At 34.7% G+C, this 25365-nt stretch carries 23 protein-coding genes, 5 tRNA genes and 1 other RNA gene; 16 read left to right on the top strand and 13 right to left on the bottom strand.

Annotated features, from left to right (window positions below; translation table 11 throughout):
• Positions 1–484: 484 nt before the first annotated feature.
• The 4 genes from rimL to A9G11_RS05150 all read right to left on the bottom strand — a co-directional run bounded on the left by rimL (position 485) and on the right by A9G11_RS05150 (position 3495).
• Complete coding sequence (gene rimL, locus A9G11_RS05165; protein WP_065618437.1) at positions 485–1036, bottom strand: 50S ribosomal protein L7/L12-serine acetyltransferase; 552 nt, start codon at positions 1034–1036, stop codon at positions 485–487.
• Between the two features lie 327 nt (positions 1037–1363).
• Entirely contained in the window at positions 1364–2725 is a 1362-nt protein-coding gene (locus A9G11_RS05160; protein ID WP_065618436.1) for a PTS ascorbate transporter subunit IIC, read from the bottom strand.
• A 20-nt stretch (positions 2726–2745) separates the two neighbouring features.
• Positions 2746–3018, bottom strand: coding sequence for a PTS sugar transporter subunit IIB (locus tag A9G11_RS05155; protein WP_065618435.1), 273 nt, complete (start codon positions 3016–3018; stop codon positions 2746–2748).
• A 33-nt stretch (positions 3019–3051) separates the two neighbouring features.
• Positions 3052–3495 (bottom strand): PTS sugar transporter subunit IIA, encoded by a 444-nt coding sequence (locus A9G11_RS05150; RefSeq protein WP_065618434.1) that lies wholly within the window; start codon positions 3493–3495, stop codon positions 3052–3054.
• A gap of 306 nt (positions 3496–3801) precedes the next feature.
• Between A9G11_RS05150 and A9G11_RS05145 the strand changes: the two genes are divergently transcribed.
• Positions 3802–4833 carry a LacI family DNA-binding transcriptional regulator gene (locus A9G11_RS05145; RefSeq protein ID WP_065618433.1) on the top strand — a complete coding sequence of 344 codons (1032 nt, stop codon included), beginning with the start codon at positions 3802–3804 and terminating at the stop codon, positions 4831–4833.
• A 209-nt stretch (positions 4834–5042) separates the two neighbouring features.
• Here A9G11_RS05145 and A9G11_RS05140 read toward each other — a convergent pair.
• The 3 genes from A9G11_RS05140 to A9G11_RS05125 form a co-directional block, all read right to left on the bottom strand.
• A protein-coding gene (locus A9G11_RS05140; RefSeq protein WP_442902965.1) for an IS3 family transposase occupies positions 5043–6124 on the bottom strand; the annotation gives its coding sequence in 2 pieces (ribosomal slippage) (positions 5043–5881 and positions 5881–6124; 1083 coding nt in all).
• A 58-nt stretch (positions 6125–6182) separates the two neighbouring features.
• Positions 6183–6848: a hypothetical protein gene (locus tag A9G11_RS05130; RefSeq protein ID WP_081298424.1), complete on the bottom strand. Its 666-nt coding sequence runs from the start codon at positions 6846–6848 to the stop codon at positions 6183–6185.
• Positions 6849–6924: 76 nt separating this feature from the next.
• Positions 6925–8115, bottom strand: a complete 1191-nt coding sequence (locus tag A9G11_RS05125; RefSeq protein WP_065618431.1) for an MFS transporter — start codon at positions 8113–8115, stop codon at positions 6925–6927.
• A gap of 156 nt (positions 8116–8271) precedes the next feature.
• On the opposite strand from A9G11_RS05125, the gene A9G11_RS05120 reads away from it, so the two are divergent.
• Positions 8272–8589 carry a MerR family transcriptional regulator gene (locus tag A9G11_RS05120; RefSeq protein WP_065618430.1) on the top strand — a complete coding sequence of 106 codons (318 nt, stop codon included), beginning with the start codon at positions 8272–8274 and terminating at the stop codon, positions 8587–8589.
• Positions 8590–8671: 82 nt separating this feature from the next.
• On the opposite strand, the gene A9G11_RS05115 is transcribed toward A9G11_RS05120, so the two are convergent.
• The 3 genes from A9G11_RS05115 to tgt all read right to left on the bottom strand — a co-directional run bounded on the left by A9G11_RS05115 (position 8672) and on the right by tgt (position 10119).
• A non-coding RNA gene (locus A9G11_RS05115) (RtT sRNA) lies at positions 8672–8793 on the bottom strand.
• A gap of 40 nt (positions 8794–8833) precedes the next feature.
• Positions 8834–8910 (bottom strand) — tRNA-Pro (locus tag A9G11_RS05110).
• 72 nt (positions 8911–8982) lie between these two features.
• Complete coding sequence (tgt, locus tag A9G11_RS05105; protein ID WP_065618429.1) at positions 8983–10119, bottom strand: tRNA guanosine(34) transglycosylase Tgt; 1137 nt, start codon at positions 10117–10119, stop codon at positions 8983–8985.
• Positions 10120–10259: 140 nt separating this feature from the next.
• Between tgt and A9G11_RS05100 the strand changes: the two genes are divergently transcribed.
• Positions 10260–10934: a M48 family metalloprotease gene (locus A9G11_RS05100; RefSeq protein ID WP_065618428.1), complete on the top strand. Its 675-nt coding sequence runs from the start codon at positions 10260–10262 to the stop codon at positions 10932–10934.
• Positions 10935–11053: 119 nt separating this feature from the next.
• Here A9G11_RS05100 and queA read toward each other — a convergent pair whose 3' ends face one another.
• Entirely contained in the window at positions 11054–12085 is a 1032-nt protein-coding gene (gene queA, locus A9G11_RS05095; protein ID WP_065618427.1) for a tRNA preQ1(34) S-adenosylmethionine ribosyltransferase-isomerase QueA, read from the bottom strand.
• A 156-nt stretch (positions 12086–12241) separates the two neighbouring features.
• Here queA and A9G11_RS05090 point away from each other — a divergent pair, with 156 nt between their 5' ends.
• Entirely contained in the window at positions 12242–13000 is a 759-nt protein-coding gene (locus tag A9G11_RS05090; RefSeq protein ID WP_065618426.1) for a M48 family metalloprotease, read from the top strand.
• A 112-nt stretch (positions 13001–13112) separates the two neighbouring features.
• The gene (locus A9G11_RS05085; RefSeq protein WP_065618425.1) at positions 13113–13676 is read left to right on the top strand and encodes a hypothetical protein; all 564 of its coding nucleotides are present in this window, start codon (positions 13113–13115) and stop codon (positions 13674–13676) included.
• 75 nt (positions 13677–13751) lie between these two features.
• Here A9G11_RS05085 and A9G11_RS05080 read toward each other — a convergent pair whose 3' ends face one another.
• Positions 13752–14966 carry a pyridoxal phosphate-dependent aminotransferase gene (locus A9G11_RS05080; protein ID WP_065618424.1) on the bottom strand — a complete coding sequence of 405 codons (1215 nt, stop codon included), beginning with the start codon at positions 14964–14966 and terminating at the stop codon, positions 13752–13754.
• Positions 14967–15113: 147 nt separating this feature from the next.
• Here A9G11_RS05080 and A9G11_RS05075 point away from each other — a divergent pair, with 147 nt between their 5' ends.
• From A9G11_RS05075 to nusG, 11 genes are all read left to right on the top strand, one after another.
• On the top strand, positions 15114–15383 hold the full coding sequence (locus A9G11_RS05075; RefSeq protein WP_065618423.1) for an ACT domain-containing protein: 270 nt from the start codon (positions 15114–15116) through the stop codon (positions 15381–15383).
• A gap of 36 nt (positions 15384–15419) precedes the next feature.
• Positions 15420–16775 carry a PFL family protein gene (locus A9G11_RS05070; protein WP_065618422.1) on the top strand — a complete coding sequence of 452 codons (1356 nt, stop codon included), beginning with the start codon at positions 15420–15422 and terminating at the stop codon, positions 16773–16775.
• A 198-nt stretch (positions 16776–16973) separates the two neighbouring features.
• Positions 16974–17768 carry a tRNA cyclic N6-threonylcarbamoyladenosine(37) synthase TcdA gene (gene tcdA, locus A9G11_RS05065; RefSeq protein ID WP_065618421.1) on the top strand — a complete coding sequence of 265 codons (795 nt, stop codon included), beginning with the start codon at positions 16974–16976 and terminating at the stop codon, positions 17766–17768.
• A 309-nt stretch (positions 17769–18077) separates the two neighbouring features.
• Entirely contained in the window at positions 18078–20774 is a 2697-nt protein-coding gene (adhE, locus tag A9G11_RS05060) for a bifunctional acetaldehyde-CoA/alcohol dehydrogenase (protein ID WP_065618420.1), read from the top strand.
• A gap of 165 nt (positions 20775–20939) precedes the next feature.
• Positions 20940–21015, top strand: a tRNA-Thr gene (locus A9G11_RS05055).
• Between the two features lie 32 nt (positions 21016–21047).
• Positions 21048–21132 (top strand) — tRNA-Tyr (locus A9G11_RS05050).
• A gap of 56 nt (positions 21133–21188) precedes the next feature.
• Positions 21189–21263 (top strand) — tRNA-Gly (locus tag A9G11_RS05045).
• Positions 21264–21266: 3 nt separating this feature from the next.
• Positions 21267–21342, top strand: a tRNA-Thr gene (locus A9G11_RS05040).
• A 185-nt stretch (positions 21343–21527) separates the two neighbouring features.
• Positions 21528–22712, top strand: coding sequence for an elongation factor Tu (gene tuf, locus A9G11_RS05035; protein ID WP_065618419.1), 1185 nt, complete (start codon positions 21528–21530; stop codon positions 22710–22712).
• Positions 22713–22847: 135 nt separating this feature from the next.
• Positions 22848–23249: a preprotein translocase subunit SecE gene (gene secE, locus A9G11_RS05030; protein ID WP_065618418.1), complete on the top strand. Its 402-nt coding sequence runs from the start codon at positions 22848–22850 to the stop codon at positions 23247–23249.
• A 1-nt stretch (position 23250) separates the two neighbouring features.
• On the top strand, positions 23251–23796 hold the full coding sequence (nusG, locus tag A9G11_RS05025) for a transcription termination/antitermination protein NusG (RefSeq protein WP_065563741.1): 546 nt from the start codon (positions 23251–23253) through the stop codon (positions 23794–23796).
• 297 nt (positions 23797–24093) lie between these two features.
• Here nusG and A9G11_RS05020 read toward each other — a convergent pair whose 3' ends face one another.
• A complete protein-coding gene (locus A9G11_RS05020; RefSeq protein ID WP_065618417.1) occupies positions 24094–25122 on the bottom strand; it encodes a LacI family DNA-binding transcriptional regulator in 1029 nt (342 codons plus the stop codon).
• Positions 25123–25365: the final 243 nt, after the last annotated feature.

Genomic DNA, 25365 nt, shown 5'->3' with positions numbered 1-25365 from the left:
GATGCTTAACAAACAAGCGCCCTTATTGAAAATTAAGCATTTTTTATGGCGAAATAACTTTGTGTTACCAACTATCTTGATTATTTTTTCTATGTTGTTGTCGAAGATAGTGTGTATTAGCCTAACATTAAAGATAAAAAGTACACGATCAGGGTTAATAATTTTATGATATTTATGTTAATTACCTAATTTTACGGGAAAGTCTTGTGATAACTGTAATTTATTCAATATAGATATTCATGCAATAGCTCATATAATATGGATTAAACTTTGTAAAGATGTTTCAGGTCAGCTATACGTTTTAGTATAAAAACGAGCCTGAATTCAAAAGAGAAATTAAAGTTGTGCATTAAGATGAAAATAGTATTATCAGAGCTAGAAACCCAAGTAATAGTCGTTACCGTTTATTCTAAAATCATTTAAATAGTATTATCTAAATGAATTGGCATCAATGAATGATCACACTATTGATTAGATAGATAATTCATAAATAAGAGGATATTAAACCGTAAATATTCTGATCATGGTAAATTCCATTTAAATACTCAGCTTGTTTAAGCGTTCCTTCATAGCTAAAACCACATCTTTTCGCAACTTGATTACTTTTGCTATTATCTACAGAACATTTAATTACAAAACGTTTAATAATCCGATGTTCTGCATAAAAGTTAGTGAGAACCTTAATTGCCTGTGTCATAATCCCTTTCCCTTGCACTCGGCTATCTAACCAATAACCGATATAAGCCGTTTTATTGGCTTTATCAATTTGATTAAACGAAAGTAATCCAACAGGATCATCATCGTGTAGAATCACATAGGTTTTGGCAATGTTCTTTTGATGTTCGGCTACACATTTATCTAAGAAATTTGCGGTATCCGTTTCATTAGTCACAAACTTAGGCCAAGCCATAAATTGACTAAAATAGTCCCGATTAACGTTGATAATATTATATAGCTTACCAGCGTATTCTCTAATGGGTGATTTTAAGTAAATATGTTTATTAACATACAGGTTCTCTTGTTCGTTAGTCTCCATTGTTCATCCCTTTAAAAAAACAAAAAACCATTATTAATTTATTAGGTAATAAAATAGTTTAATATTGTGCAATGATTATACGCAAAGCCAAATAATAACATCTTTAACCCTATAGTTGTCTTAATGTATTTATGTAAACAATTAGGTATAGCAATATCTTATAAGCTATTTCACAATGGTAATAGTGTAAAATGATACAACACTAATTGATAGAAACTCTTAAAGTTAACCGAAGAAAATAAGAAAAGCTATAGTGATAAAAAAAGCCAGACGAATGTGTCTGGCAAAATATTTTATTTTAATAACCTAATAACTATCTGTTAAAATCTAGTCATCATTTTTCTCCCGAGGCTTGGCTGCGTAGTTATATATAACCAGTAAGGCAAAAATTGCGATAATAATAAGCATAATGATATCTTTATTAAACCATTTCGCCATATTTCCTAAGATAATACCAATACCACAAAAATCGACATCTGAGAAAGTTGTGTTTGAAAAGCCAAGTGATCCTAATACCGGTAGTAACATGACAGGTAAGAAGGTGACTAATAAACCATTGGCAAAAGCTCCTAGCATTGCACCACGACGACCACCCATGGCATTACCAAAAACTCCCGCTGTTGCACCGCAGAAGAAATGTGGAACAACACCCGGTAAAATTAACACTAAATCTAATTGTCCTAAAACAAATAAACCAACTAATCCACCAATAAAACTAAATAAGAAACCAATTAAGACTGCATTAGGTGCGTAAGGGAATACGACCGGGCAATCAAGCGCAGGTTTAGCATTAGGCACTAGTTTTTCTGAGAACCCCGTAAATGCTGGAACAATTTCTGCTAAAATTAATCGCACACCTTGTAAAATAATAAATACACCAGCAGCAAAAGTAATTGCTTCTATAATTGCGTAAACTAAATAATTGTCATGCTTACTTAAATTGGTTTCAACATAATCAGCACCGGCAAATATTGCTAAAATAAGGTAAATGATCATCATCGTTAAAGAGATTGAGATCGAACTGTCTCGCAAAAAGCTCAGATTTTTAGGTAAATTCATCTCTTCTGTCGAACGAGAGCCTTTACCTGCAAGTTGTCCAAGCCAACCAGCCAATACATAACCCAAAGTACCAAAGTGACCGAATGCTACATCATCATTACCGGTAATTTTACGCATTTGTGGCTGAGCTAATGCAGGGAAGAACGCCATGATTAATCCTAGAACTAAAGAGCCAGTGAACACTAATTGCCAACCTTTAAAACCGGCTACTGTAAGAATAATACTGATCATACAAGCCATATAAAATGTATGGTGACCAGTTAGGAAAATGAATTTCAAACGAGTAAAACGAGCAACCACAATATTTGCGACCATACCAAATGCCATAATTAATGCTGTTGCTGCACCATACTCATTTAATGCCATAGAAACAATCGCTTCATTATTAGGAATAATACCTTGTAATTTAAACGCTTCTTCAAACATCATACCTAATGGAGTAATTGCACTTATTACAACAGTTGCACCACCACTTAATACTAAAAAACCTAAAATGGTTTTGATGGTTCCTTTCACGGTATCAGCAAATGATTTATGTTGGGCAATAAGCCCGACCATTGCAATGACCCCAACTAATACCGCTGGTACTTTTAAAATATCAACGACAAAATAAACGATTCCTTGAATCATAGCATTACCTCATTATTAGATTAGTGCTTAGCAAAATATTCAACGAGTTTTGCTTCTAAATCGTTGATATCAATAATGTTATTTAAAACAACTAATTTATCTGCTGGAATACCTGAACTGGCAGCCAAATCTTTAGTCATAACAAATAGATCGGCTTGATCTGGTGTTGCTGAAGCAAGATCGGCATGTGTTACTTCAGCATTAATATTTAATTTTTTAAGTACCTTTTTAATGTTCATCTCTACCATAAAACTACTACCAAGACCTGAACCACAAACTGCCATAATTTTCATTTTGATTATCCTTATACTAATTTCTATTAAATTTTAATAACGATTGATCACAGACAAAATTTGATCACTATGTTGAGCATTAAAAATTGTCTGCATATCATCAGTGTTTCCGAATAGCGTTGCCAATTGAGTTAACATATCAATATGGCTAGTACTATCACTTGCAGCTAATAAAGTGATTAAATAGACTGGATCATTATCTTCTGAATTAAATTTAACACCTTGTTTTACTAACAACATCGATAAACCTAATTGATTGACCCCTTGTTCAGGTCTTGCATGTGGCATAGCAATTCCTGGCGCCAACACATAGTAAGGTCCTATTGATTCATGTAGCTGAAAAATAGCATCAATATAATTTGGGGTAATAGCCTTATTTTTTAATAAAGGCGCCGCACAAAGCTGTATTGCTTCTTTCCAATCATTAACTGAATCAACAATATTAACTGTTTGGTTAGTTAACCATTTACCTAACATTTATCCTCCATCAAACCAGTTGTTTTAAGACTTGCGGAGAAATTACCATATTGTGAAATAATAAAAATCAAAAAATACAAGAAATGTGATAGCGCTATCAAAATTATTTAAAATTTGATTAATTTTGTGACGAAGGTAACATTTTTATGAATTGATTAGAAAATAATTATTTTGACATAATAATATTATAAGAAGAGTAAATTTATTCTATTACATGTGTTTAAGCGTAATAATGGGACGCCTTATAACACTTGATGTAAGATTTATAAAAATGAATGCTTAGGTTAAATTCAATCGGGAAGAGAGATGCAGGATACAAAAAAACGCAGGAGTACAGGACAGATAACCTTATTTGATGTTGCCAAATATGCAGGCGTGGGTACGATGACGGTATCACGTGCTTTACGTACACCGGAAAGAGTTTCCGATAAGCTTCGCACAAAAATTCAATCGGCAGTAGATGCATTAGGATATAGACCCAATGTTGCTGCAAGTTTATTGGCGTCAGCTTCCTCAAATCGATTGATTGCCGTTATAACCAGTAAAATTTATGATCACTCAGCAAAGATCTTGCTTAATACTTTGCAAACAACTTTAGCAAAACAAGGTTATACAACCTTGATTATCGAGTCATATCATTATTATAAGCGTGAATCACAATTATTAGATACATTATATAGTCATAATCTGGTTGCTGTACTCCTTTTTTATGTTGAAAATGATGAACTTATTCGACAAATAGTACATCATAAAACAATACCAATAATGAATATTGGTATACAGTCAGAAGAATTAACCAATACTGATGTGGGATTGGATGATAGTCGGGCAATGCATATGCTGACCGAACACGTGATTAAAAAAGGTTATCGACATATTGGTTTGCTCTGTGCTAATCAACAACATCACCTTTTTCAACAACGTTTACATGGTTGGCATAAAGCTATGTTGGCTTATCATTTACCCACAGATCGGATCATAAATGCAGCTAAACCGGCTAATTTTAGTACAGGTAGTGAATTGCTTCCGGATATACTTTTAAATTGGCCTGAACTTGATGCGTTAATTTGTACTACAGATGAATTAGCATGTGGTGTGCTTTATGAGTGTCAACGGCGACATATTCGCGTGCCATATCAATTAGCTGTTTGTGGATTTGGTGATAATGAATTTAGTCAGGTGAGTTTTCCTCCATTAACAACCGTCTCTCTTCCATCTAAACAAATTGGTGAATATACCGCTACTTTACTGTTAAATCAGCTGGAAGCAGATATCGACTATAATGAAACGGATTTATCGCAGTTATCTCCTGAAATTAAATCACGAGCTAGTTTATAGCTTCTTATTAAAGTTAAGGTAACTTATATTTATTAGAAGATTTCTTATTTTAAATACATTATCTTAGCTTAAATTGAATAGAGATTTGATAAAACTTCACTATGTGATAATAAATTTATTTGCTAAAACTCCTTATTTATTAACATAATAATTTCTTATAAATTTTTAATGTAAATACCCCATTCTTAGTACACAATTGACGTAGAAAATTACTCTGGGTGTTTTAGTGTTTTATATTCAATCGGCGTCATATTGTTTAATGCCTCATGGGGTCTTTCTGTATTATAAATGGTTAACCTCTCCTCCGTTATTTTCCTTACTTGTTTCAGGTTGTTAAAAAGATATAAATCCAATACTTCTGTTCGATAAGTACGATTAAATCGTTCAATATAGCCATTTTGATAAGGACACCCCGGATTGATGTAATCTATAGTTATGCCGTGTGCGTCAGCCCAATTATTGAATACGTTTCCGGTAAATTCTGGTCCATTATCTACTCTTACTTTTAATGGATAACCATAATACTCAGCCAGTTTATCGAGATAACGGGTCACTCTTTTCGCCGGTAAACACACCGCTATATCTATACCTAATGCTTCTCGGTTAAAGTCATCAATAACATTGAAAGTTCTAAATCTATGTTGATTTTGACTGCTGTCACTCATAAAATCCATTGACCAACATTTACCTTGTTTATCGGCAACGGATAACTTTTCCGAACTTCGTGGTGGAATACGTTTTTTCCGCTTTATCCTGATATTCAGTTTTAATTCACAATAAACCCGATATACTCGTTTATGATTCCATTTATAACCAAGCTTTCTGATGTGGTTAAAACATTTAGGAAAACCCCAACGTAAATGTTGGTCGGTAATCGTATTGAGTATTGAAATAATCATCGAATCATCCTGTAACTTAGGTTGATAATAATAAGCACAGCGACTTAAGCCAACAATGGCACAACTCAGGGCTATAGTAAGGCATTTAGTGGTTTGTAATTTCTTTGCCCATGCCTTACGAGCCTCAGTTGGCACTACAGCTTTTTTATGATTTCTTCCTGCAACTGTGATTTTAAACTCAATTCGGCAAACATTTGTTTAAGCTTACGATTTTCTGCTTCTAATTCCTTTAATCGCTTGATATCCGAGGTTTCCATACCGCCGTATTTTTCTCGCCATTTATAAAAAGTTGAGTTACCTATGGCATATTTTCGGCAAAGCTCTTTAACCGGAATGCCGGCTTCAGCTTCTTTTAAAATAGATACAATTTGGTGTTCAGTCATTTTTTTCATATACAAATCCTCTTTTGCTTTTATCATAGAGAATTTTCTACTTGTTTGCTGTATTATTTTAGGGGATATTTACATTAACTAACCAATTATCATGTAACCATTTTTCAGTTTTTCTCCCGGTTCGCAAAAAATCCCATTCAATATCACGTTCAAAAATCATGACTGATTCATCTGGAGCTATCACAACCCAAAAATATAAACCATCTCTTTCATTTCGACATTTAACCTTCATACCAGAAATAATGGTTTTTTCATTGTTAACCAAAATTTCTTCTGTGTGTTCATCAATCCAATTAACTTTGTATTTGTCTACAAGATCTGGGGCGAAACGTTGAAGAAAATTCATAGCAATATTTTTTGCCTTATCTTTACTTACCTGTTTACCAGATACTTTATATTGAGGAAGTAATCTTACAAACCCTTCCAACTTACCTTTATCATTCTGTAAAATAGAAACATGCTGGTGATCCAAAACAAATTTTCCTTCTGGTTGATATCTATAAAGAGTCACATCAATTCCGTTATGCAATCCTTTTTTGTGTAGCGTTGGAAGAAAATTGTATTCATTAGGAGGCAGTAAAATTTTAAATTCTGTATTCATATTATCCTGACTTAAATTAATAGACTTAATTTGCAGATCTTGAGCATTTGCAGTAAATGATGTTACGACTAAACCCAGAAAGGTTGTTTTTATTAGATAGGTTACGAAATTATGGAATGACATATTAATAATCCTCATATTAATTTTTTTTCATAAGAAATTATTAGGTAAACATATTCGATTAACTCAAATACTATTTTTAAGAACAAATGCTTTGTTTAATTTTTGATACACTAAGTCCTATAATGAATAACATAGCGGTAATGAATAAGACTGAAAAATTCATATTGATGTAGTTTGGGAGTAGCGATCCTAGACTAGCACCAACAAATAAGATGCACGTATAAAGTGAAACAGCCACTCCTCTATTTTGTTGTGCTGAGAATAATGATGAGCAAGTAATCATTGATGGAATAGCTAACGCAATAGATGCAACATAAATTAAATGAACTAAAGGTAGTAAAGAATTTATAGAAAAAATGAACCTATAGATAATTAAAAAATGCATAGCAAATGTAACAGACATTAATAACAAAGAAATCGCTAGTACTTTTGTGACAGCCATTTTTGAAAATAACCATGATGATAATAATGAGACAAGCATTCCCATAGTGGCAATTAGTCTTAATTGAGCAATACTGATTGATATATCACCTTTAGAAGTATTTAAATAAACATATAAAGAAACAAAACTCATTAGTACCAATAAAGCACTACCATAAATTTTTAGTAATTGTATATCAAACAATACACTAGGAATTTGACATAATATTTTAATCAAAGAAACTTTTTTTGATGATTGACTAACTCTATTTTTAATTATTTTTTTACTCAAAAAATAGAACATAATGCCACTGAGTATATAAATAGTTCCTAAAATATACATAGATAAATTAATAGAAGTTTGTATCATAATTGCTCCAAACCACTGTCCAAGCGTTCCAGCTAAAAGAAAAGAACAACTAATTAATGATACTGCACGTTTACGATATTTTTCTTTCAGATTCTCAGCTAACCACGCTAATATTACAGGTGGAAAAGATGATGCAAAAAAACCTTGTAAACACCGCATTAAAAGTAAATAGCTATAGTTTGGATATAAAGGAAGTATAAAAGTAATTATAGAAAGTGATAAAAGTCCTCCTTGTATGATATTTTCTCTACCAAATTTATCAGATAAAGCTCCCCAAAAAAGAAAACCTAAAGCATAGAAAATACCAAAACAAGTTGTCAGTGGAGCAATACTCTCTTGTGATACAGATAAAAAACTAGCTAAATTAACTGCAACGGGAAGAAATATATAGAGAAGTGTAACAACACACAGTGCAGTAAAAGGAATAAGGCTTAAGCTAATAAAGCTTGTACTTTTTGCTATTTTTTCATTACCCATGGTATCACCTAAAAACGCATTGATTGGTGTAAAAACACTATAATTGTAGTTATACTACAATTAATGCTTCATTATGTCAATAAATGGTGATTTGCTTCAGAAAAAATGAGATCTGTGATAAAATATAAACAGTCTTAAATAAGAGGGTCATTAGCTTTGAAAAAAACAACATTATCGAATTCTTACAATGATTTTCTTTCTCAAGTGAAAGTAGGCATTAGAGAAGTATCTGATATGACGGGAATTTCAGTTAGACAACTGAGATATTGGGAAGAAAAGAAAATAATTACATCCGTTGACCCGAATTCAGCTATACGCAAATTTACTTTAGCTGATATAAAGAAAGCGATATTAATTAAAGAACTTATCGACGATGGTTATTCTCTTGATGGTGCAGCAGCAAAAGTTGAAAAGCGTCTTAAAAACATAAATTCTTTAATGGACTTAATCGATTTGAAATTAATAGAGCAGTGAACAATGTTTGATACTAAATAAAAGTAGCACAATAGTAGTTAACTAATTTCTGATATCAAAGGTTTTTTGAATATCATTGAAATTGTGTGAAATAGCGGAGTATTGGCGAGGATCACCTTACGGGTTGTTGCTAAAGCAACATTGTCTCGCTGCGCTCGGCTCGAACCTTCTGTTGGTTCGGATCTGTTTAAAGTAATCTAAACAAAAAAAGCCTACTCACTAGAGCAGGCTTTTTATTTAAAATTGGTCGGCGAGAGAGGATTCGAACCTCCGACCCACTGGTCCCAAACCAGTTGCGCTACCAAGCTGCGCTACTCGCCGTTAGGTAGCGCATAATACTGCGCTAAAAGTAAGGTGTCAATAGTTACTATTAAAAATTATGTGATTAATAGCCTATTTAGATAAAGGTGCTGAAGATTTTCCAATTCGTTGATAAAATTCGCTAACAAACGCTTCATAACGTTGGTTTGCGACTGCATCGCGAATTTCAGCCATTAAACGTTGGTAATAACGTAAATTATGGATTGTATTTAATCTTGCACCTAAAATTTCTCCACATTTATCTAAATGATGAAGATAAGCTTTGGTGTAATTTTTACAGGTATAGCAGTCACAATGTGGATCAAGTGGTGTAGTATCATCTTTGTATTTGGCATTACGGATTTTGATTATACCGTTAGTGACAAATAGGTGACCATTACGTGCGTTACGGGTTGGCATGACGCAGTCAAACATATCAATACCACGTCGAACGCCTTCGACTAAATCTTCTGGTTTACCAACACCCATTAAATAACGAGGTTTATCTGCCGGTAATTGTGGACATGTTCCTTCTAATATGCGGTGCATATCTGCTTTAGGTTCGCCAACGGCTAATCCACCTACTGCATAGCCATCAAAACCTATTTCAGTTAATCCTTTAATTGAGATATCACGCAGTTCTTGATGTATTCCTCCTTGAACAATACCAAATAGGGCATTTTTGTTACCTAATTCATCAAATCGTTGACGACTACGTTTAGCCCAACGTAATGACATTTCCATTGATTTTTTAACATAATCCCATTCGGCTGGAAAAGGTGCGCATTCATCAAAAATCATAACAATATCAGAACCAAGGTCATATTGAATTTCCATGGAGATTTCAGGTGATAAGAAAATTGCATCACCATTAATTGGATTACGGAAATGAACACCTTCTTCTTTAATTTTACGAATTTCGCCCAAACTAAAAACTTGGAATCCCCCAGAGTCTGTTAAAATAGGTCCATGCCAACCCATAAAATCATGTAAATCACCATGTTTACGCATGATTTCTTGTCCAGGACGTAACCATAAATGGAAAGTATTACCCAGTAAGATTTGAGCGCCCGTTGCTGCAACCTCTTCTGGCGTCATACCTTTGACGGTACCATAAGTACCAACAGGCATAAAAGCTGGAGTTTCAACAGTATATTCAATGCCTCGACGATCAAACTTCATTCGTCCTCGACGCGCTAATCCGTCAATATTATCTAGTTCAAATTTCATTTTTTTATGTTAACCTCATGCGACCAAATAAACAGTTTGGCGCCAATTGTTGTTATAATACGCAATCGTATTATTAATTGCGGCGCTTAGTTTATCGCGACACACATGAATAGACAATATCTTATGGGGTTTTGAATATTTTGAATTATATTCCTTTAACATTAATATGTTTGCTTTTATCGTTATTAGTTGGTTGTCAACATAAGCATAAAAGCAAACCTTTACTCGTTACTTCTGAACAGATTCAGAATTTATCTGAACAAGATATTTTGGCAATCAGCGAAAAAGCTTGCATTGAAGTTGATAAGCTGGCTATGATTCCGGATTATCATCACACGCTTAGCCAACGGTTAAGTTCAATTGCGCAAACTTTACCTAAAACGGTAAACGATATTGAATTAAATTATAAAGTTTATCTGGATTCAGAACCTAATGCATGGTCTACAGCAAATGGTTGTATCAGAGTCAATAGTGGCTTAATTAAGCTATTATCTGATAATGAGTTGCAAGCTGTATTGGCACATGAACAAGCACATATAGCACTAAAACATACAGTCAGCTCGTTTCAGCAGGCTCCTTATATTGAGATCACCAACAAAGCCAATGAAACGGTTATTATTATGAAAGAAGAGGTTGCTCAGCAATATGAAATTGAAGCAGATAATTACGCATTAGCGCTGTTAAAGGAAGCCGGAATAGATCCAACAGGATTAATTAATATGTTAGTAAAAATACCAATTCACTCAACAGAATATCCGACATCACATCCATCAACACTAAGAAGAATTAATAATATTCTGCAAAAATTGAATTAATAGTAGTTACTAAAAATAAGGTTAGTTATGTAAAGACCAATCAAGTCTAAATTTTAGATAAGCTTGATTGGTTTTTTATATTTAAAGGTTTTATTGCATATGACGTTGTGATATTCGTCTTATTTTCTACCAGTGATAAACATTGCATCACCATAACTGAAGAATCGATATTGTTCTTTGACAGCTTGTTGATAGGCGTTCATCGTATTTTCATAACCGGCAAAGGCAGAAACTAGCATAATTAACGTAGATTCAGGTAGATGAAAGTTAGTGATCAATGAATCTATTACATTAAAATGATAGCCTGGATAGATAAAAATTTGTGTGTCGGCAAAAAAGGGTGCTATTTTTCCGGTTTTTTTTGCAGCACTTTCTAACGCTCTTACAGAAGTTGTACCGACAGCAATAACTTTATTACCACGCGCTTTGCAAGCGACTACTGCATTAACTACAGATTCAGGGACTTCGGCATATTCAGCATGCATAATGTGAGTTGCAATATTTTCAACCCTTACAGGTTGAAATGTACCAGCCCCAACATGCAAAGTAACAAATGCCATTTCAACACCTTTACGTTTGAGTTCTTCTAATAAAGGTTCATCAAAATGAAGACCTGCTGTTGGTGCTGCGACCGCACCCGGTTTTTCGCTATAGACAGTTTGGTAAAGCTCTTTATCAGCATCATCATCGGGACGATCTATATAAGGAGGTAATGGTATATGTCCTATTTTGTCCAAAATAGTTAGTACATCGTCTGGGAACTGTAGTTCAAATAAAGCATCATGCCTTGTTAGCATAACTAAATTAATGGATTCATCTTCACCTAAAAATAGTTCTGTACCTGCTTTAGGGGCTTTTGATGCTTTAATGTGAGCAAGCACTCGGTTGTTGTCTAATAAACGTTCGATCAGAATTTCAACTTTTCCACCCGATGCTTTTTTTCCATATAAACGAGCAGGGATCACTTTAGTATTATTAAAAACAAGCAAATCACCTGGATTTATTTTATCGATAATATCGGTAAATATTCCGTGTTCAATTTTGCCAGTATTACCATCAAGGGATAAAAGTCGACAGGCGCTTCTGGTGGGTGATGGATGCTTGGCAATCAGCTCTTTGGGTAATGTGAAATTAAAATCAGATAGTTGCATAATTGGTTACCATTCAAAAATGAGGCACTAGTCTAAAGCTCACCTAATGAGTTCGCAAGTAATTATTTGTTGATTATTATTTAAGTTGCGCTAAAATTTCAACTGTCTAACAGAAGTTAGCGTGAAACGAATTATTATTGATATAAGGAAAATAGTATGAAAAAACATCAAAAAACATTGTTAGTTGCATTACCTATAGTTGCTGCAATGTCACTAGTTGGTTGTAAAGGCATGAGTGCTGACAGTATAACTAATCTTGGCATGAAATCTATTGATGCTCTAACATTAAGTGATGCTGATGTGAAATCATTAAGTGCAAAATCTTGCGCGCAAATGGATGCTCAATCAAAAGTTGCACCAGCAAATAGTGCTTATACCAAACGTTTAAATAAAATTGCTAAATCTCTCGGCCATAATTTAAATGGTACTCCAATTTCATATAAAGTATACATCACTAAAGATGTTAATGCTTGGGCTATGGCTAACGGTTGTGTCCGTGTCTATACAGGCTTAATGGATATGATGACTGACAATGAAATTCAAGGTGTTTTAGGTCACGAATTAGGTCATGTTGCTTTAGGTCATAGTAAAAAAGCAATGCAAATTGCTTATGCAACAGAAATTGCTCGTGATGCAGCAGCTGCATCAGGAAATGCGGCAGTAGCTTCTGTATCTAAATCTCAATTAGGTGCTTTAGCATCAGCAGTAATCAATTCTCAATTCTCACAAAGCCAAGAAAAAGATGCTGATAACTACTCTTTTGATTTCTTAGTTAATAAGAAGATCAATCCAGAAGGATTAGCAACTGCATTTGATAAATTAGGTGGTGGTGATGCTTCAATATTAAGTAGTCATCCGTCTTCATCAGATCGTGCGAAGAATATCCGTAATAAAATTGCAAATTTAAAGAAATAAAATAACATCACATGTGTGATAAATGATAAAAAGCGACACAATCAGTGGCGCTTTTTTTGTATTATTGAAAGATTATAAACTACGAATAGTAAATAAATATCAGGAGCAAATAATGGGATCTGATAAATTAGAATCAAAAGTAAAGTCGGATGCGAATGAGGAAATAAAAAAAGCTAGCTTTTGGATAAGTCAAATTTTTATTCTTCTTGCAACTGTGATTGGGGTTTATTTAGCTGCTAATCAAGGTTATAAACAAGCTGTTCAATTTGACAATATGAAAAGCTACAAAGATAACTATTATCTGCAAAAATCGTTACAGTATGAATTGACAGATAATATAAGTATCTTGAAAGCCTATCTGGTTAAATGTCAAGACAGTAATTATTTCGGCGCTCGAACTGATCCGTTAAGTTTTTATACATTGGTGTGGGAAAATATGAAATTTTCATCTACCACATTAGGCACACCACCAGAATTACTACGTGATGCACAGCGTTTTTATCGTGAAGTGGATCGTATTCATAATGAAATAGCCAAAGGTAATATCGCGATATCCGTCGGTGTCACTCAACTACAAGAGCAGATAGATCATATTGAAAAAGAGCTTTTACCTGCGTTAGATTCTAGTACCAAAAAAATTGAAAAAATCTTAGAAGGTACGGATGTCGTTTTATAAAATAAAACCAGATAATAAAAAAACCGATATTATCGGTTTTTTATTTTTAATCATTATTGTTAACAATTTATTTTTTTATTGTTTATAGCTAGATAAAAAATTCCCAAAACGTTGGATAGCATCCTGCAATTCTCCCGTGTGTGGTAGGGCAACAATTCGGACATGATCTGGTTTGTGCCAGTTAAAACCTGTGCCTTGAACCAATAGTACCTTCTCTTGTAATAAAAAGTCTAAAACTAGTTTTTGATCGTTATGAAGATTAAATTTTTGTTGGTCAATTTTAGGGAATAAATACAAAGCACCTTGTGGCTTGGTACAGGAAACACCAGGAATGTCATTAAGTAAACGCCAAGCTAACATACACTGATCGTAAAGTCGTCCACCAGGAACTATAAATTCATTAATACTCTGGTAACCACCAAGTGCGCCTTGAATAGCATGTTGCATTGGTACATTAGCACATAGACGCATTGAAGCTAACATATTCAAGCCTTCAATATAGCCTTTCACATGGTGCTTTGGTCCACAAAGCGCCATCCAACCTTGCCTAAATCCAGCAGCTCGGTAGGTTTTGGATAAACCACTCATCGTAACCACAAATAAATCAGGGGCGAGTGCTGCAATTGAGTAATGTACTGCGTCATCATATAGAATTTTATCGTAAACTTCGTCAGCAAAAATAATTAAATTATTTTGGCGAGCAATTTCAGCTATTTCTAGTAACACTTCTTTACTATAAACTGCTCCTGTTGGGTTATTGGGATTAATAATCACTAATCCTTTGGTTTTTGGTGTGATTTTACTTTTTATATCGTCTATATCTGGAGACCAGTTTGCTTCTTCGTCACAAACATAATGAATAGCATTACCACCTGATAAACTTACAGCTGCCGTCCATAAAGGGTAATCCGGCATAGGAACTAGTACTTCATCGCCACTGTTTAGTAAAGCCTGCATAGATTGCACAATAAGTTCCGATACCCCATTACCAATATAAATATCCTCAACATCTAAGCTAGTAATTCCTCTAGCTTGATAATGTTGCATAATCGCTTTACGCGCAGAATAAATTCCTTTGGAATCAGAATATCCTTGTGAAAATGGCAAATTGCGAATGATATCAGCAAGTAATTCATCGGGTGCAGTAAAACCAAACGGGGCGGGGTTTCCAATGTTGAGTTTAAGAATTGTTTGGCCTTCTTCTTCTAATTTTTTTGCATGCTCAAGAATTGGTCCACGAATGTCATAACAAACATGATCCAATTTATTGGATTTTTGAAAATTTATCATATATATCGCCCTTCTGGTTTATCGTAATAATTTTTAAAATTTTTGTGGAAAAAACAATCTACTCCTATTTCGATAATTTTTGAAGATGTTATTATATCTAGCTTAATAAATATTTTTTAATTGTATGAAATATGTGCGGAGAGTGTTATGAAAACCATTTTAACGGTAATTGGTAAAGATCAAACGGGGATTATAGCTGGTATTAGTCAAAGATTATATGAATTAGATATTAATATTTTGGATGTTTCTCAAACCATTATGGATGAGTATTTTACCATGATTATGTTACTTGATTTATCAAAAATTAAAGTATCGTTTGATGAAGTTAAAACGGCATTAACGCAAACTGGCGATAAATTGAAGGTAAAAGTGAATATTCAACGTGAAGAAATTTTTGATGCAATGCATCGTTTATAATTTGATATTTTATACTTTTAAAAAAGGATAGTATTGATGGAAACTAAGCAGATCCTCGAAACGATTAAAATGATCGAGGAAGAAAAACTCGATATCCGCACAATAACTATGGGTATATCACTCCTTGATTGTATTGATAGTGATGGTAAAAAAGCACGTCAAAAAATTTATGAAAAAATTACGCGATTGGCAAAAAATCTTGTCAAAGTCGGGGAAGATATCTCTTCTGAATTTGGCATTCCTATTATCAATAAGCGTATTTCTGTCACTCCTATTTCATTAATTGCCGGTGCGAGTGATGATAAAGATTATGTTGAATTTGCTAAAACTCTTGATGTAGCGGCAAAAGCTGTTGGAGTCAATTTTATTGGTGGATTTTCAGCTCTGGTGCAAAAAGGTTATCATAAAGGCGATGAAATCCTGATCAGATCAATCCCAGCAGCACTGGCTCAGACAGAACGAGTATGTGCGTCAGTTAATGTAGGATCAACACAGACTGGTATTAATATGGATGCCGTAAAACAGATGGGGCTAATTATTAAAGAAGCTGCTGAGTTGACTGCCGATAATAGTAGTATGGCTTGTGCAAAATTAGTCGTGTTTGCTAATGCAGTTGAAGATAATCCATTTATGGCTGGTGCATTTCACGGGGTAGGTGAAGCTGATTGTGTCATCAATGTTGGTGTTAGCGGTCCAGGAGTCGTTAAGCGCGCATTGGAAAAAGTTAAAGGTCAATCTTTTGACATTGTCGCTGAAACTATTAAGAAAACAGCATTTAAAATTACCCGTATGGGGCAATTAGTGGGTAAAGAAGCCTCTGAACGCTTAGGCGTAAAATTTGGTATTGTTGATTTATCTTTAGCACCAACACCAGCGATAGGTGATTCTGTTGCTCATATTTTAGAAGAAATGGGACTTGAAGCAGTCGGTACCCATGGAACCACTGCGGCACTAGCTATGCTTAATGATGCCGTTAAAAAAGGTGGCGTTATGGCGTGTGGTCATGTTGGTGGTTTAAGCGGTGCATTTATTCCTGTTTCTGAAGATGCGGGAATGATTGATGCAGTAAATAATGGTGCATTAAATCTTGAAAAACTCGAGGCTATGACTTGTGTATGTTCCGTTGGGCTTGATATGATTGCCATTCCTGGCGATACTCCTGCTGAAACTATTTCGGCTATTATTGCTGATGAAGCGGCAATTGGTGTTATTAATCATAAAACTACCGCGGTACGCATAATTCCGGCAGTAGGTCTTAGCGTAGGTGATAATATTGAATTTGGTGGATTACTTGGTCATGCACCTGTGATGCCTGTTAACCAATTCAGTTCTTACGATTTTATTCACCGAGGTGGTAGAATTCCTGCACCGATTCATTCGTTTAAAAACTAATTTACCATTGATGCTACTTATTTTGGTAGCATCTTTTTAAATACTACTCTTATTTTAGGCACAAAATTGATTGTCTACATATTCAATTGTGTTCTAGTCAAGTAAAATAAAATTAGACATAATTACACGCAATTATTTTTTGTAAAAAAGTTTCAGGAGAAGATGGTGTTTAAGTATAAATACTATCAATAATCACTTATGAATTCAGAATCTTATTTTCAACGTTTTAGTGGTATAGCAAGACTTTATGGTGAATCAGCACTCCAAAGTTTTTCACAAGCCCATATCTGTGTGATTGGTATTGGTGGTGTAGGATCGTGGATTGCTGAATCTCTTGCACGTAGTGGCATTGGTCATATTACATTGCTGGATATGGATGATGTATGTGTTACTAATACTAATCGCCAGATTCATGCTTTAAAATCCAATATCGGTAAAGCGAAAACAGCTGTTATGGCTGAACGAATTTTACAAATTAATCCAGATTGTGTTGTGACTCAAATTGATGATTTTATCAATGCCACCAATGTCAGTGATTATTTAGGCTCAAAACTAATGCCCCGTTATCACTACATTATTGATGCAATTGACAGTGTTCGTGATAAAGCGGCCGTATTAGCTTATTGTAAGCGACAAAAGTTAAAAGTGATTACAATTGGCGGTGCGGGAGGAAAAAAAGATCCGACAAAAATTCAAATTTCTGATTTAGCGAAAACCATTCAAGATCCTTTAGCGGCTAAATTACGTGAAAGGTTAAAAAATGATTTTAAGCTTAATAAAGACAGTAAAGGTAAATACTCTATACCATGTGTATATTCAAGTGAACAGCTGACTTACCCAGCTAAGAATGGTCAGATCTGTTATTCGAAAAGTTCTGCAGACGGTCCCAAAAAAATGGATTGTGAATCTGGATTCGGTGCGATTACCACAGTCACCGCAACATTTGGTTTTGTCGCTGTTAGTTATGTGTTAGCAAAATTATGTCACACATAATCGGTTTCTTCTATTTTAGCAGTTAAATATTTCACTATTTTATTAAAAGCCATGTTCAATTATGGCTTTTTTTATATTGAATACTATTTTTTTTATTTAAAAAGCAATGATCAAGATTTTTTTTCTACTTCTGAAAAATAAAACATTTGTTTTCACCAATAACATTATTTTTTGTTCATATCTTATTGTATAAAGTAAAAAACTGATTTAGGATATCGTCAATTTCGTTTTGATGTTACACATAAGTATTAGAAAAATTCAAAAACGCCAAACGATCCAGATTTATTTTTTAATTTCAAGGAGAAATCTATGGCAGTAACTAATATGAATGAGTTAAATGAGTTAATGGTACGAGTAAAAAAAGCTCAGGAAACTTATTCAACTTATACACAAGAACAGGTAGACAAAATCTTCGTAGCGGCTGCAACAGCCGCAGCCGCAGCTCGAATCCCTCTTGCACAGCAAGCGGTTGCAGAGTCAGGAATGGGAATTGTTGAGGATAAGGTTATAAAAAATCTTTTTGCAGCTGAGTACATCTTAAATAAATATCGTCATGATAAAACTTGTGGCGTAGTGGCTGAAAATGAACAATATGGCACAATTACTTTAGCTGAACCTTTAGGTATCATTTGTGGTATTGTTCCTACAACTAACCCAACATCAACTGCTATTTTCAAATCATTGATTAGTTTAAAAACGCGTAATGCGATTGTTTTTTCGCCTCATCCGCGTGCTAAAAAATCAACTATTGAAGCCGCTCGTATAGTACTTGACGCAGCCGTAAAAGCTGGCGCACCAAAAGATATTATAGGCTGGGTTGATGAACCAACAATTGAATTATCCAATAGCTTAATGCATCACCCTGATATCGCTGCTATTTTGGCAACAGGTGGTCCGGGTATGGTTAAAGCCGCGTACAGTTCAGGTAAACCTGCATTGGGTGTTGGAGCAGGTAATACGCCAGTTATTATTGATGAAAGCGCTGATTTAAAACGTGCTGTTGCTTCAGTACTTATGTCTAAAACCTTTGATAACGGTATGATTTGTGCGTCAGAACAAGCAATTGTTGTGGTTGAGTCTGTGTACAATGAAGTGCGCCAATTGCTTGGTGAATACGGGGCTTATGTACTTGATGCTAAAGAAACCAAAGCGGTACAAGGTATTATTTTAAACGATAAAGGTGCTTTAAATGCCAATATTGTAGGTCAACCTGCAGCTAAAATTGCTGAAATGGCTGGTATTAAAGTACCACCATCAGCAAAAGTACTTGTTGGTGAAGTAACTAAAGTTGATTTATCTGAACCATTTGCGCATGAAAAACTTTCACCTACTTTGGCAATGTTTAAAGCAAAAGATTTTGCTGAAGCTGTTGAGAAAGCTGAAAAATTAGTGGAAATGGGTGGTATGGGGCATACATCTGTACTTTACACTGATCAAGATAGTAACCGTGATCGTATTGATTACTTCGGCAGTAAAATGAAAACTTGTCGTATTTTAATTAATCAACCAGCTGCTCACGGTGGTATTGGTGATTTGTATAACTTTGATTTAGCACCATCTTTAACACTAGGATGTGGTTCTTGGGGCGGTAACTCGGTATCTGAAAATGTCGGTCCGAAACACTTAATCAACAAGAAAACAATTGCTAAGAGAGCAGAAAACATGTTATGGCATAAATTACCAAGTTCTATCTATTTCCGTCGTGGTTCATTACCTGTAGCACTTAATGAAGTTGTTGATCAAGGTGCAAAACGTGTATTTGTTGTAACAGATAAATTCTTATTTGACAATGGTTATACTAAACAAATCACTGATCAACTTGAAGCTAGAGGGGCTCTTTGTGAAACCTTCTTTGATGTAGCAGCCGATCCTACTTTAAGTATTGTTCGTAAAGGTACCGAAGCAATGATTGCATTCAGACCTGATACTATTATCGCAGTCGGTGGTGGTTCACCAATGGATGCGGCAAAAATCATGTGGGTTTTATATGAACATCCGGAAACTAAATTTGATGAATTAGCATTACGTTTTATGGATATTCGTAAACGTACATGTCATTTCCCGCATATGGGTGAAAAAGCCAAACTTATCTGCGTTACAACAACATCTGGTACCGGTTCTGAAGTAACACCATTTGCTGTGGTTACTGATGATGCAACCGGACAAAAATATCCATTAGCAGATTATGCAATTACACCTAACATGGCGATCGTTGATGCTGATTTAGTGATGAATATGCCAAAATCACTTTGTGCATTTGGTGGTTATGACGCAGTGGTTCACTCATTAGAAGCTTATGTTTCAATTATGGCGAATGAATTTTCTGATGGTCAAGCATTACAAGCATTAAGTATGTTAAAAGCGTATTTACCTGCAAGTTATAAAGAAGGTGCTAAAAATCCAGTCGCTCGTGAAAAAGTGCATAGTGCTGCAACTTTAGCTGGTGTTGCATTTGCTCAAGCATTCTTAGGTGTTTGTCACTCATTAGCGCATAAATTAGGTGCGGCATTCCATGTGCCTCATGGTCTTGCTAATGCCATGTTAATGTGTAACGTAGTACGTTTTAATGCAACAAATAAACCAACTAAACAAGGTACATTTAGCCAATATGGTTATCCTAAAGCGATCCAACGTTATGCTGAAGTTGCCGATCACTTAGGATTAACTGCAGCATCAGACAAAGATGAGAAAAAAGTTGAAAAACTTATTAATTGGTTAGAAGCACTTAAGAAAGACCTAAATATTCCTTCATCAATTAAAGAATATGGGGTTCCTGAAAAAGAATTCTTAGCAGCGGTTGATCAATTATCTGTTGATGCATTTGATGACCAATGTACAGGTGCAAACCCACGTTATCCACTTATTGCTGAATTAAAACAAATCTATTTAGATTCATACTATGGACGCGTTTATGAAGATAAAGGGGATATTAGCGAAGATGTTGCTGTGCATACAGCGGCTAAAGGTGCTGCCAACAGCAAATCAAAAACAGCTAAAAAGAAATAATATAAGGTAATTTATTTACTTAGTTATATACCAAACAAAACCCCGAAATAGCTACCTATTTCGGGGTTTTTTTATAGTTTTGATTTTTTTTTAAGCAAACAAAATAAAATTTGTTTTTTTTGCTTGCAAGGTTAAACATTCTAGTCCATAATGCGCACCACTTAGGCCGGCTTAGCTCAGTAGGTAGAGCAACTGACTTGTAATCAGTAGGTCGCCAGTTCGATTCCGGCAGCCGGCACCATTTCCTAAGTAAACAAAATTATAAAGATTCGGGGTGGGGTTCCCGAGCGGCCAAAGGGAGCAGACTGTAAATCTGCCGTGTCACACTTCGAAGGTTCGAATCCTTCCCCCACCACCATATATCTAATATTAGCAATAGCTAATTGAAGCATTTAGGTAGCCGAGTTTGAACATGCGGGCATCGTATAATGGCTATTACCTCAGCCTTCCAAGCTGATGATGCGGGTTCGATTCCCGCTGCCCGCTCCAATTGCTGATATAGCTCAGTTGGTAGAGCGCACCCTTGGTAAGGGTGAGGTCGGCAGTTCAAATCTGCCTATCAGCACCATTCTTGTTACTCTCCTAAACTTCTAAAAATATCGAATTTAACTGCTATAAAGCTTGTCACTAGATAGCTTTATCTGTTATCATTCAAAGCTAATTTTAAGTTAGTATTATATTGACATTAAGAATATAATACTTGGTTAATGTGGTGATTCACCACCGATTTGTATTACATTTGAGGGACGATAAATGTCTAAAGAAAAATTTGAACGTACAAAACCCCACGTTAACGTTGGTACAATCGGCCACGTTGACCACGGTAAAACAACTTTAACCGCAGCAATTACTTCTGTACTTGCTAAAAAATATGGCGGTCAAGCTCGTGCATTCGACCAAATCGATAATGCACCAGAAGAAAAAGCTCGTGGTATCACCATTAATACTTCACACGTAGAATATGACACACCAACTCGTCACTACGCACACGTAGACTGCCCAGGCCATGCTGACTATGTTAAAAACATGATCACTGGTGCAGCACAAATGGACGGCGCTATTTTAGTAGTAGCAGCAACAGATGGTCCTATGCCACAAACACGTGAGCATATTCTATTAGGTCGTCAAGTAGGTGTTCCTTACATTATCGTATTTTTAAACAAATGTGATATGGTTGATGACGAAGAGTTATTAGAATTAGTTGAAATGGAAGTACGTGAACTTCTATCTCAATACGATTTCCCAGGTGATGATACACCAGTAATTCGTGGTTCAGCGTTAAAAGCGTTAGAAGGCGAAGCAGCATGGGAAGATAAAATTGTAGAATTAGCAGAAGCATTAGACAGCTACATTCCAGAGCCAAAACGTGACATTGATAAACCATTCCTACTTCCAATTGAAGATGTATTCTCAATTTCAGGTCGTGGTACAGTGGTAACAGGACGTGTAGAAAGTGGTGTAATCAAAGTTGGTGAAGAAGTAGAAATTGTAGGTATTAAACCAACTACAAAAACAACTTGTACTGGTGTAGAAATGTTCCGTAAATTACTAGACGAAGGTCGTGCTGGTGAAAACGTAGGTGTATTACTACGTGGTACAAAACGTGAAGAAATCGAACGTGGTCAAGTATTAGCAAAACCAGGTTCAATCACACCACATACAGATTTTGAATCAGAAGTATATATCTTAAGCAAAGATGAAGGTGGTCGTCATACTCCATTCTTCAAAGGTTACCGTCCACAGTTCTACTTCCGTACAACAGACGTAACAGGCACAATCGCGTTACCAGAAGGCGTAGAAATGGTAATGCCAGGTGATAACATCAAAATGACAGTATCATTAATTCACCCAATCGCAATGGCAGACGGCTTACGTTTCGCGATTCGTGAAGGTGGTCGTACTGTTGGTGCTGGTGTGGTTGCTAAGGTTATTAAATAATTTAAAATAGTTGCTACTCAGAGAAAGGGTATCGTTCGATGCCCTTTCTTATTGGTCTGTTTAGCAAAATGTTTTTAACGAAAGAGCATTTTGGAAAATAGATATTATTGTAATTAACATAATCATAGGTTTTATATGCTAGTAAGTAACGAGAGTCAAGATACAAACACGATTCTAGACAAATTCAAATGGGGTTTGGTTCTAGTATTAATTGCGTTTATTGTCTGGGGGAATTTTTATTTTGCTGGACCTAATGATATATATCAACCTAACACAATCGTCCGGATTATTGCGGTTGTTATAGTTTCACTTTTGACGATATTGATTGCGTTTACAACCAAAAAAGGGAAAACATTTTATGTTTTTTTACAAGAGTCAAGAAAAGAACTAAGAAAAGTTGTATGGCCTTCGCGTAAAGAAACGGTACAAACAACTTTACTCGTTGCTGCTATTACTATAATTGTTGGTTTAGCGCTTTGGGGAATGGACTCTGTATTCCGTTCAATAGTCTTTTATTTAACCTCAATAGGACGTTAATATGAGTGAAACGCAACAAAAAAGATGGTATGTCATTCAAGCTTATTCAGGCTATGAAGCGCGTGTTGCACAATCATTACGTGAATATATCAAATTACATAATATGGAAGATTCATTTGGTGAAGTATTAGTTCCAACTGAAGAAGTCGTTGAAATGAAAAGTGGTCAGCGTCGTAAAAGCGAACGCAAATTTTTCCCTGGTTATGTTTTAGTTGAAATGATGATGAATGACGCAACTTGGCATTTAGTTAAAAGTGTGCCAAGAACACTAGGATTTATTGGAGGAACCTCTGACAGACCAGCACCAATTAGCCAACGCGAAGTTGATGCAATAATGAACCGTTTACAACAAGTTGGAGATAAACCACGTCCGAAAACATTATTTGAACCAGGTGAACTTGTACGAGTCAATGAAGGTCCATTTGCTGACTTTAATGGTGTCGTAGAAGAAGTTGATTACGAAAAGAGTCGTTTAAAAGTTTCTGTATCTATTTTTGGTCGTTCAACACCAGTTGAATTAGATTTCAGCCAGGTAGAAAAGAGCTAAATTGTTAAAAAATCACAGAATTATTTCTGTGATTTTTTTGACATTTTTTCAGTCATTTTAGCGAAATAGCTGTTATCTGATAACTCTAAATATTGTGAATAGCTTTAATAAAATAATCTTATTAGGATACTTAAATGATTGTTGCTAAACATGTAATAACTGAAATCAGCTTTATTAATAATTAGAATTAACTTACTTGCATATATGTGCTTATTAAAATACTAACAGATAAACTTATAAACAGCCAAAAACATACAAAACAGCCCCATTCTTTATAACTTAACTTATTTATAGAAACTAAGTTGTTTCTCTCTCGATAATTTTAAACCCGACATCGATTATTTTATTTGCTATGGTTTTCCCCTCGATACTGTCCACTAACATATCGGCTGCGAGCTTACCGATATATACTTTATCGATAAACACCGTTGAAATAGCAGGGGAATTTTGCTTGGCAAAATTTAGATCACCAAAACCCATGATAGCAAGTTCTTGAGGAATAATAATTTTACGTTTAGTTGCTTCTGAAATCGCACCTTGTGCCAATACATCAGAACTACAAATAATAGCATCAAATTTTTTATTTAAACTTAATAAGTATTGTAATCCTTTTCTACCTGATTCATAAGTTGCTGGCATTGGGATCAAATGAGTAGAAATATCATTAATATTTCTTTTAGATAAACTATGCATAATCCCTCTTAATCTTAATGCCGCTCGCTCATCATCTCCCCAAATCATTGCAAATTGTTTATAACCCTTGTTTAACAAAAAATCACCTATATGCTCACCGATTTTTTCATGCGAAAACCCAACCAACATATCTAAAGGCGTTGGCGTAAAATCCCATGTTTCAATAATTGGAATATTGGCGATTAATAGCTTCTTTTTTAAACTAGGAGAGTGATTAATACCGGTTAAAACAATACCATCAGGCCGCCGACTAAGAACAGCTGAAACAAATTCCTCTTCCATTTTTTTTGAATAACTGGTTAGACACAGTAACATATGATAACCACGTTGAGATAACTGATCGCTGATTGCTTGCATTGTATCAGCAAACATAGTGTTATTTATTTGAGGCACAGCAGCAGCAATTAACTTACTACGTTTTGAAACTAACCCACCAGCTAACATATTAGGTATATACCCAGTTAACTCTACGGCATTTTTCACTTTCTCTATAGTTTGTTTTTTCACTTTTTGTGGATTATTTAAAGCTCTTGAAACGGTAATAGGTGATAACCCAGAGACGCGAGCAACGTCTTCAAGAGTTGGTGCTTTTATTTTCACATTTAGAATATTCGAATTATTATTTTTAGACATTACTCTTGATACCTTTCAAAAAAAGTAAATCATGATAAATTCTCTTCATTTTATCACATCTTATCCATTTTATGAGTTACTCCTTTACATTAAAAAAAATGACAGCGTTATCATTTTGATACTAATTGTTAGTTTTAAATTTTGTGATCTAGATCTTAATAATTGATGAATTATCTTTTTGTTATGATTATTTTATGAAATGATTGCGTTATCATTTTGTAAAATTAATCTCAATAATTTTTA

Origin of the sequence: Gilliamella sp. wkB108, assembly GCF_001690195.1 — a bacterium.
In the GTDB taxonomy this organism is placed as follows: Bacteria; Pseudomonadota; Gammaproteobacteria; order Enterobacterales; family Orbaceae; genus Gilliamella; species Gilliamella apicola_L.
Note: the sequence above shows the minus strand (reverse complement) of the source record. Positions and strands in the feature narration are given on the sequence as shown.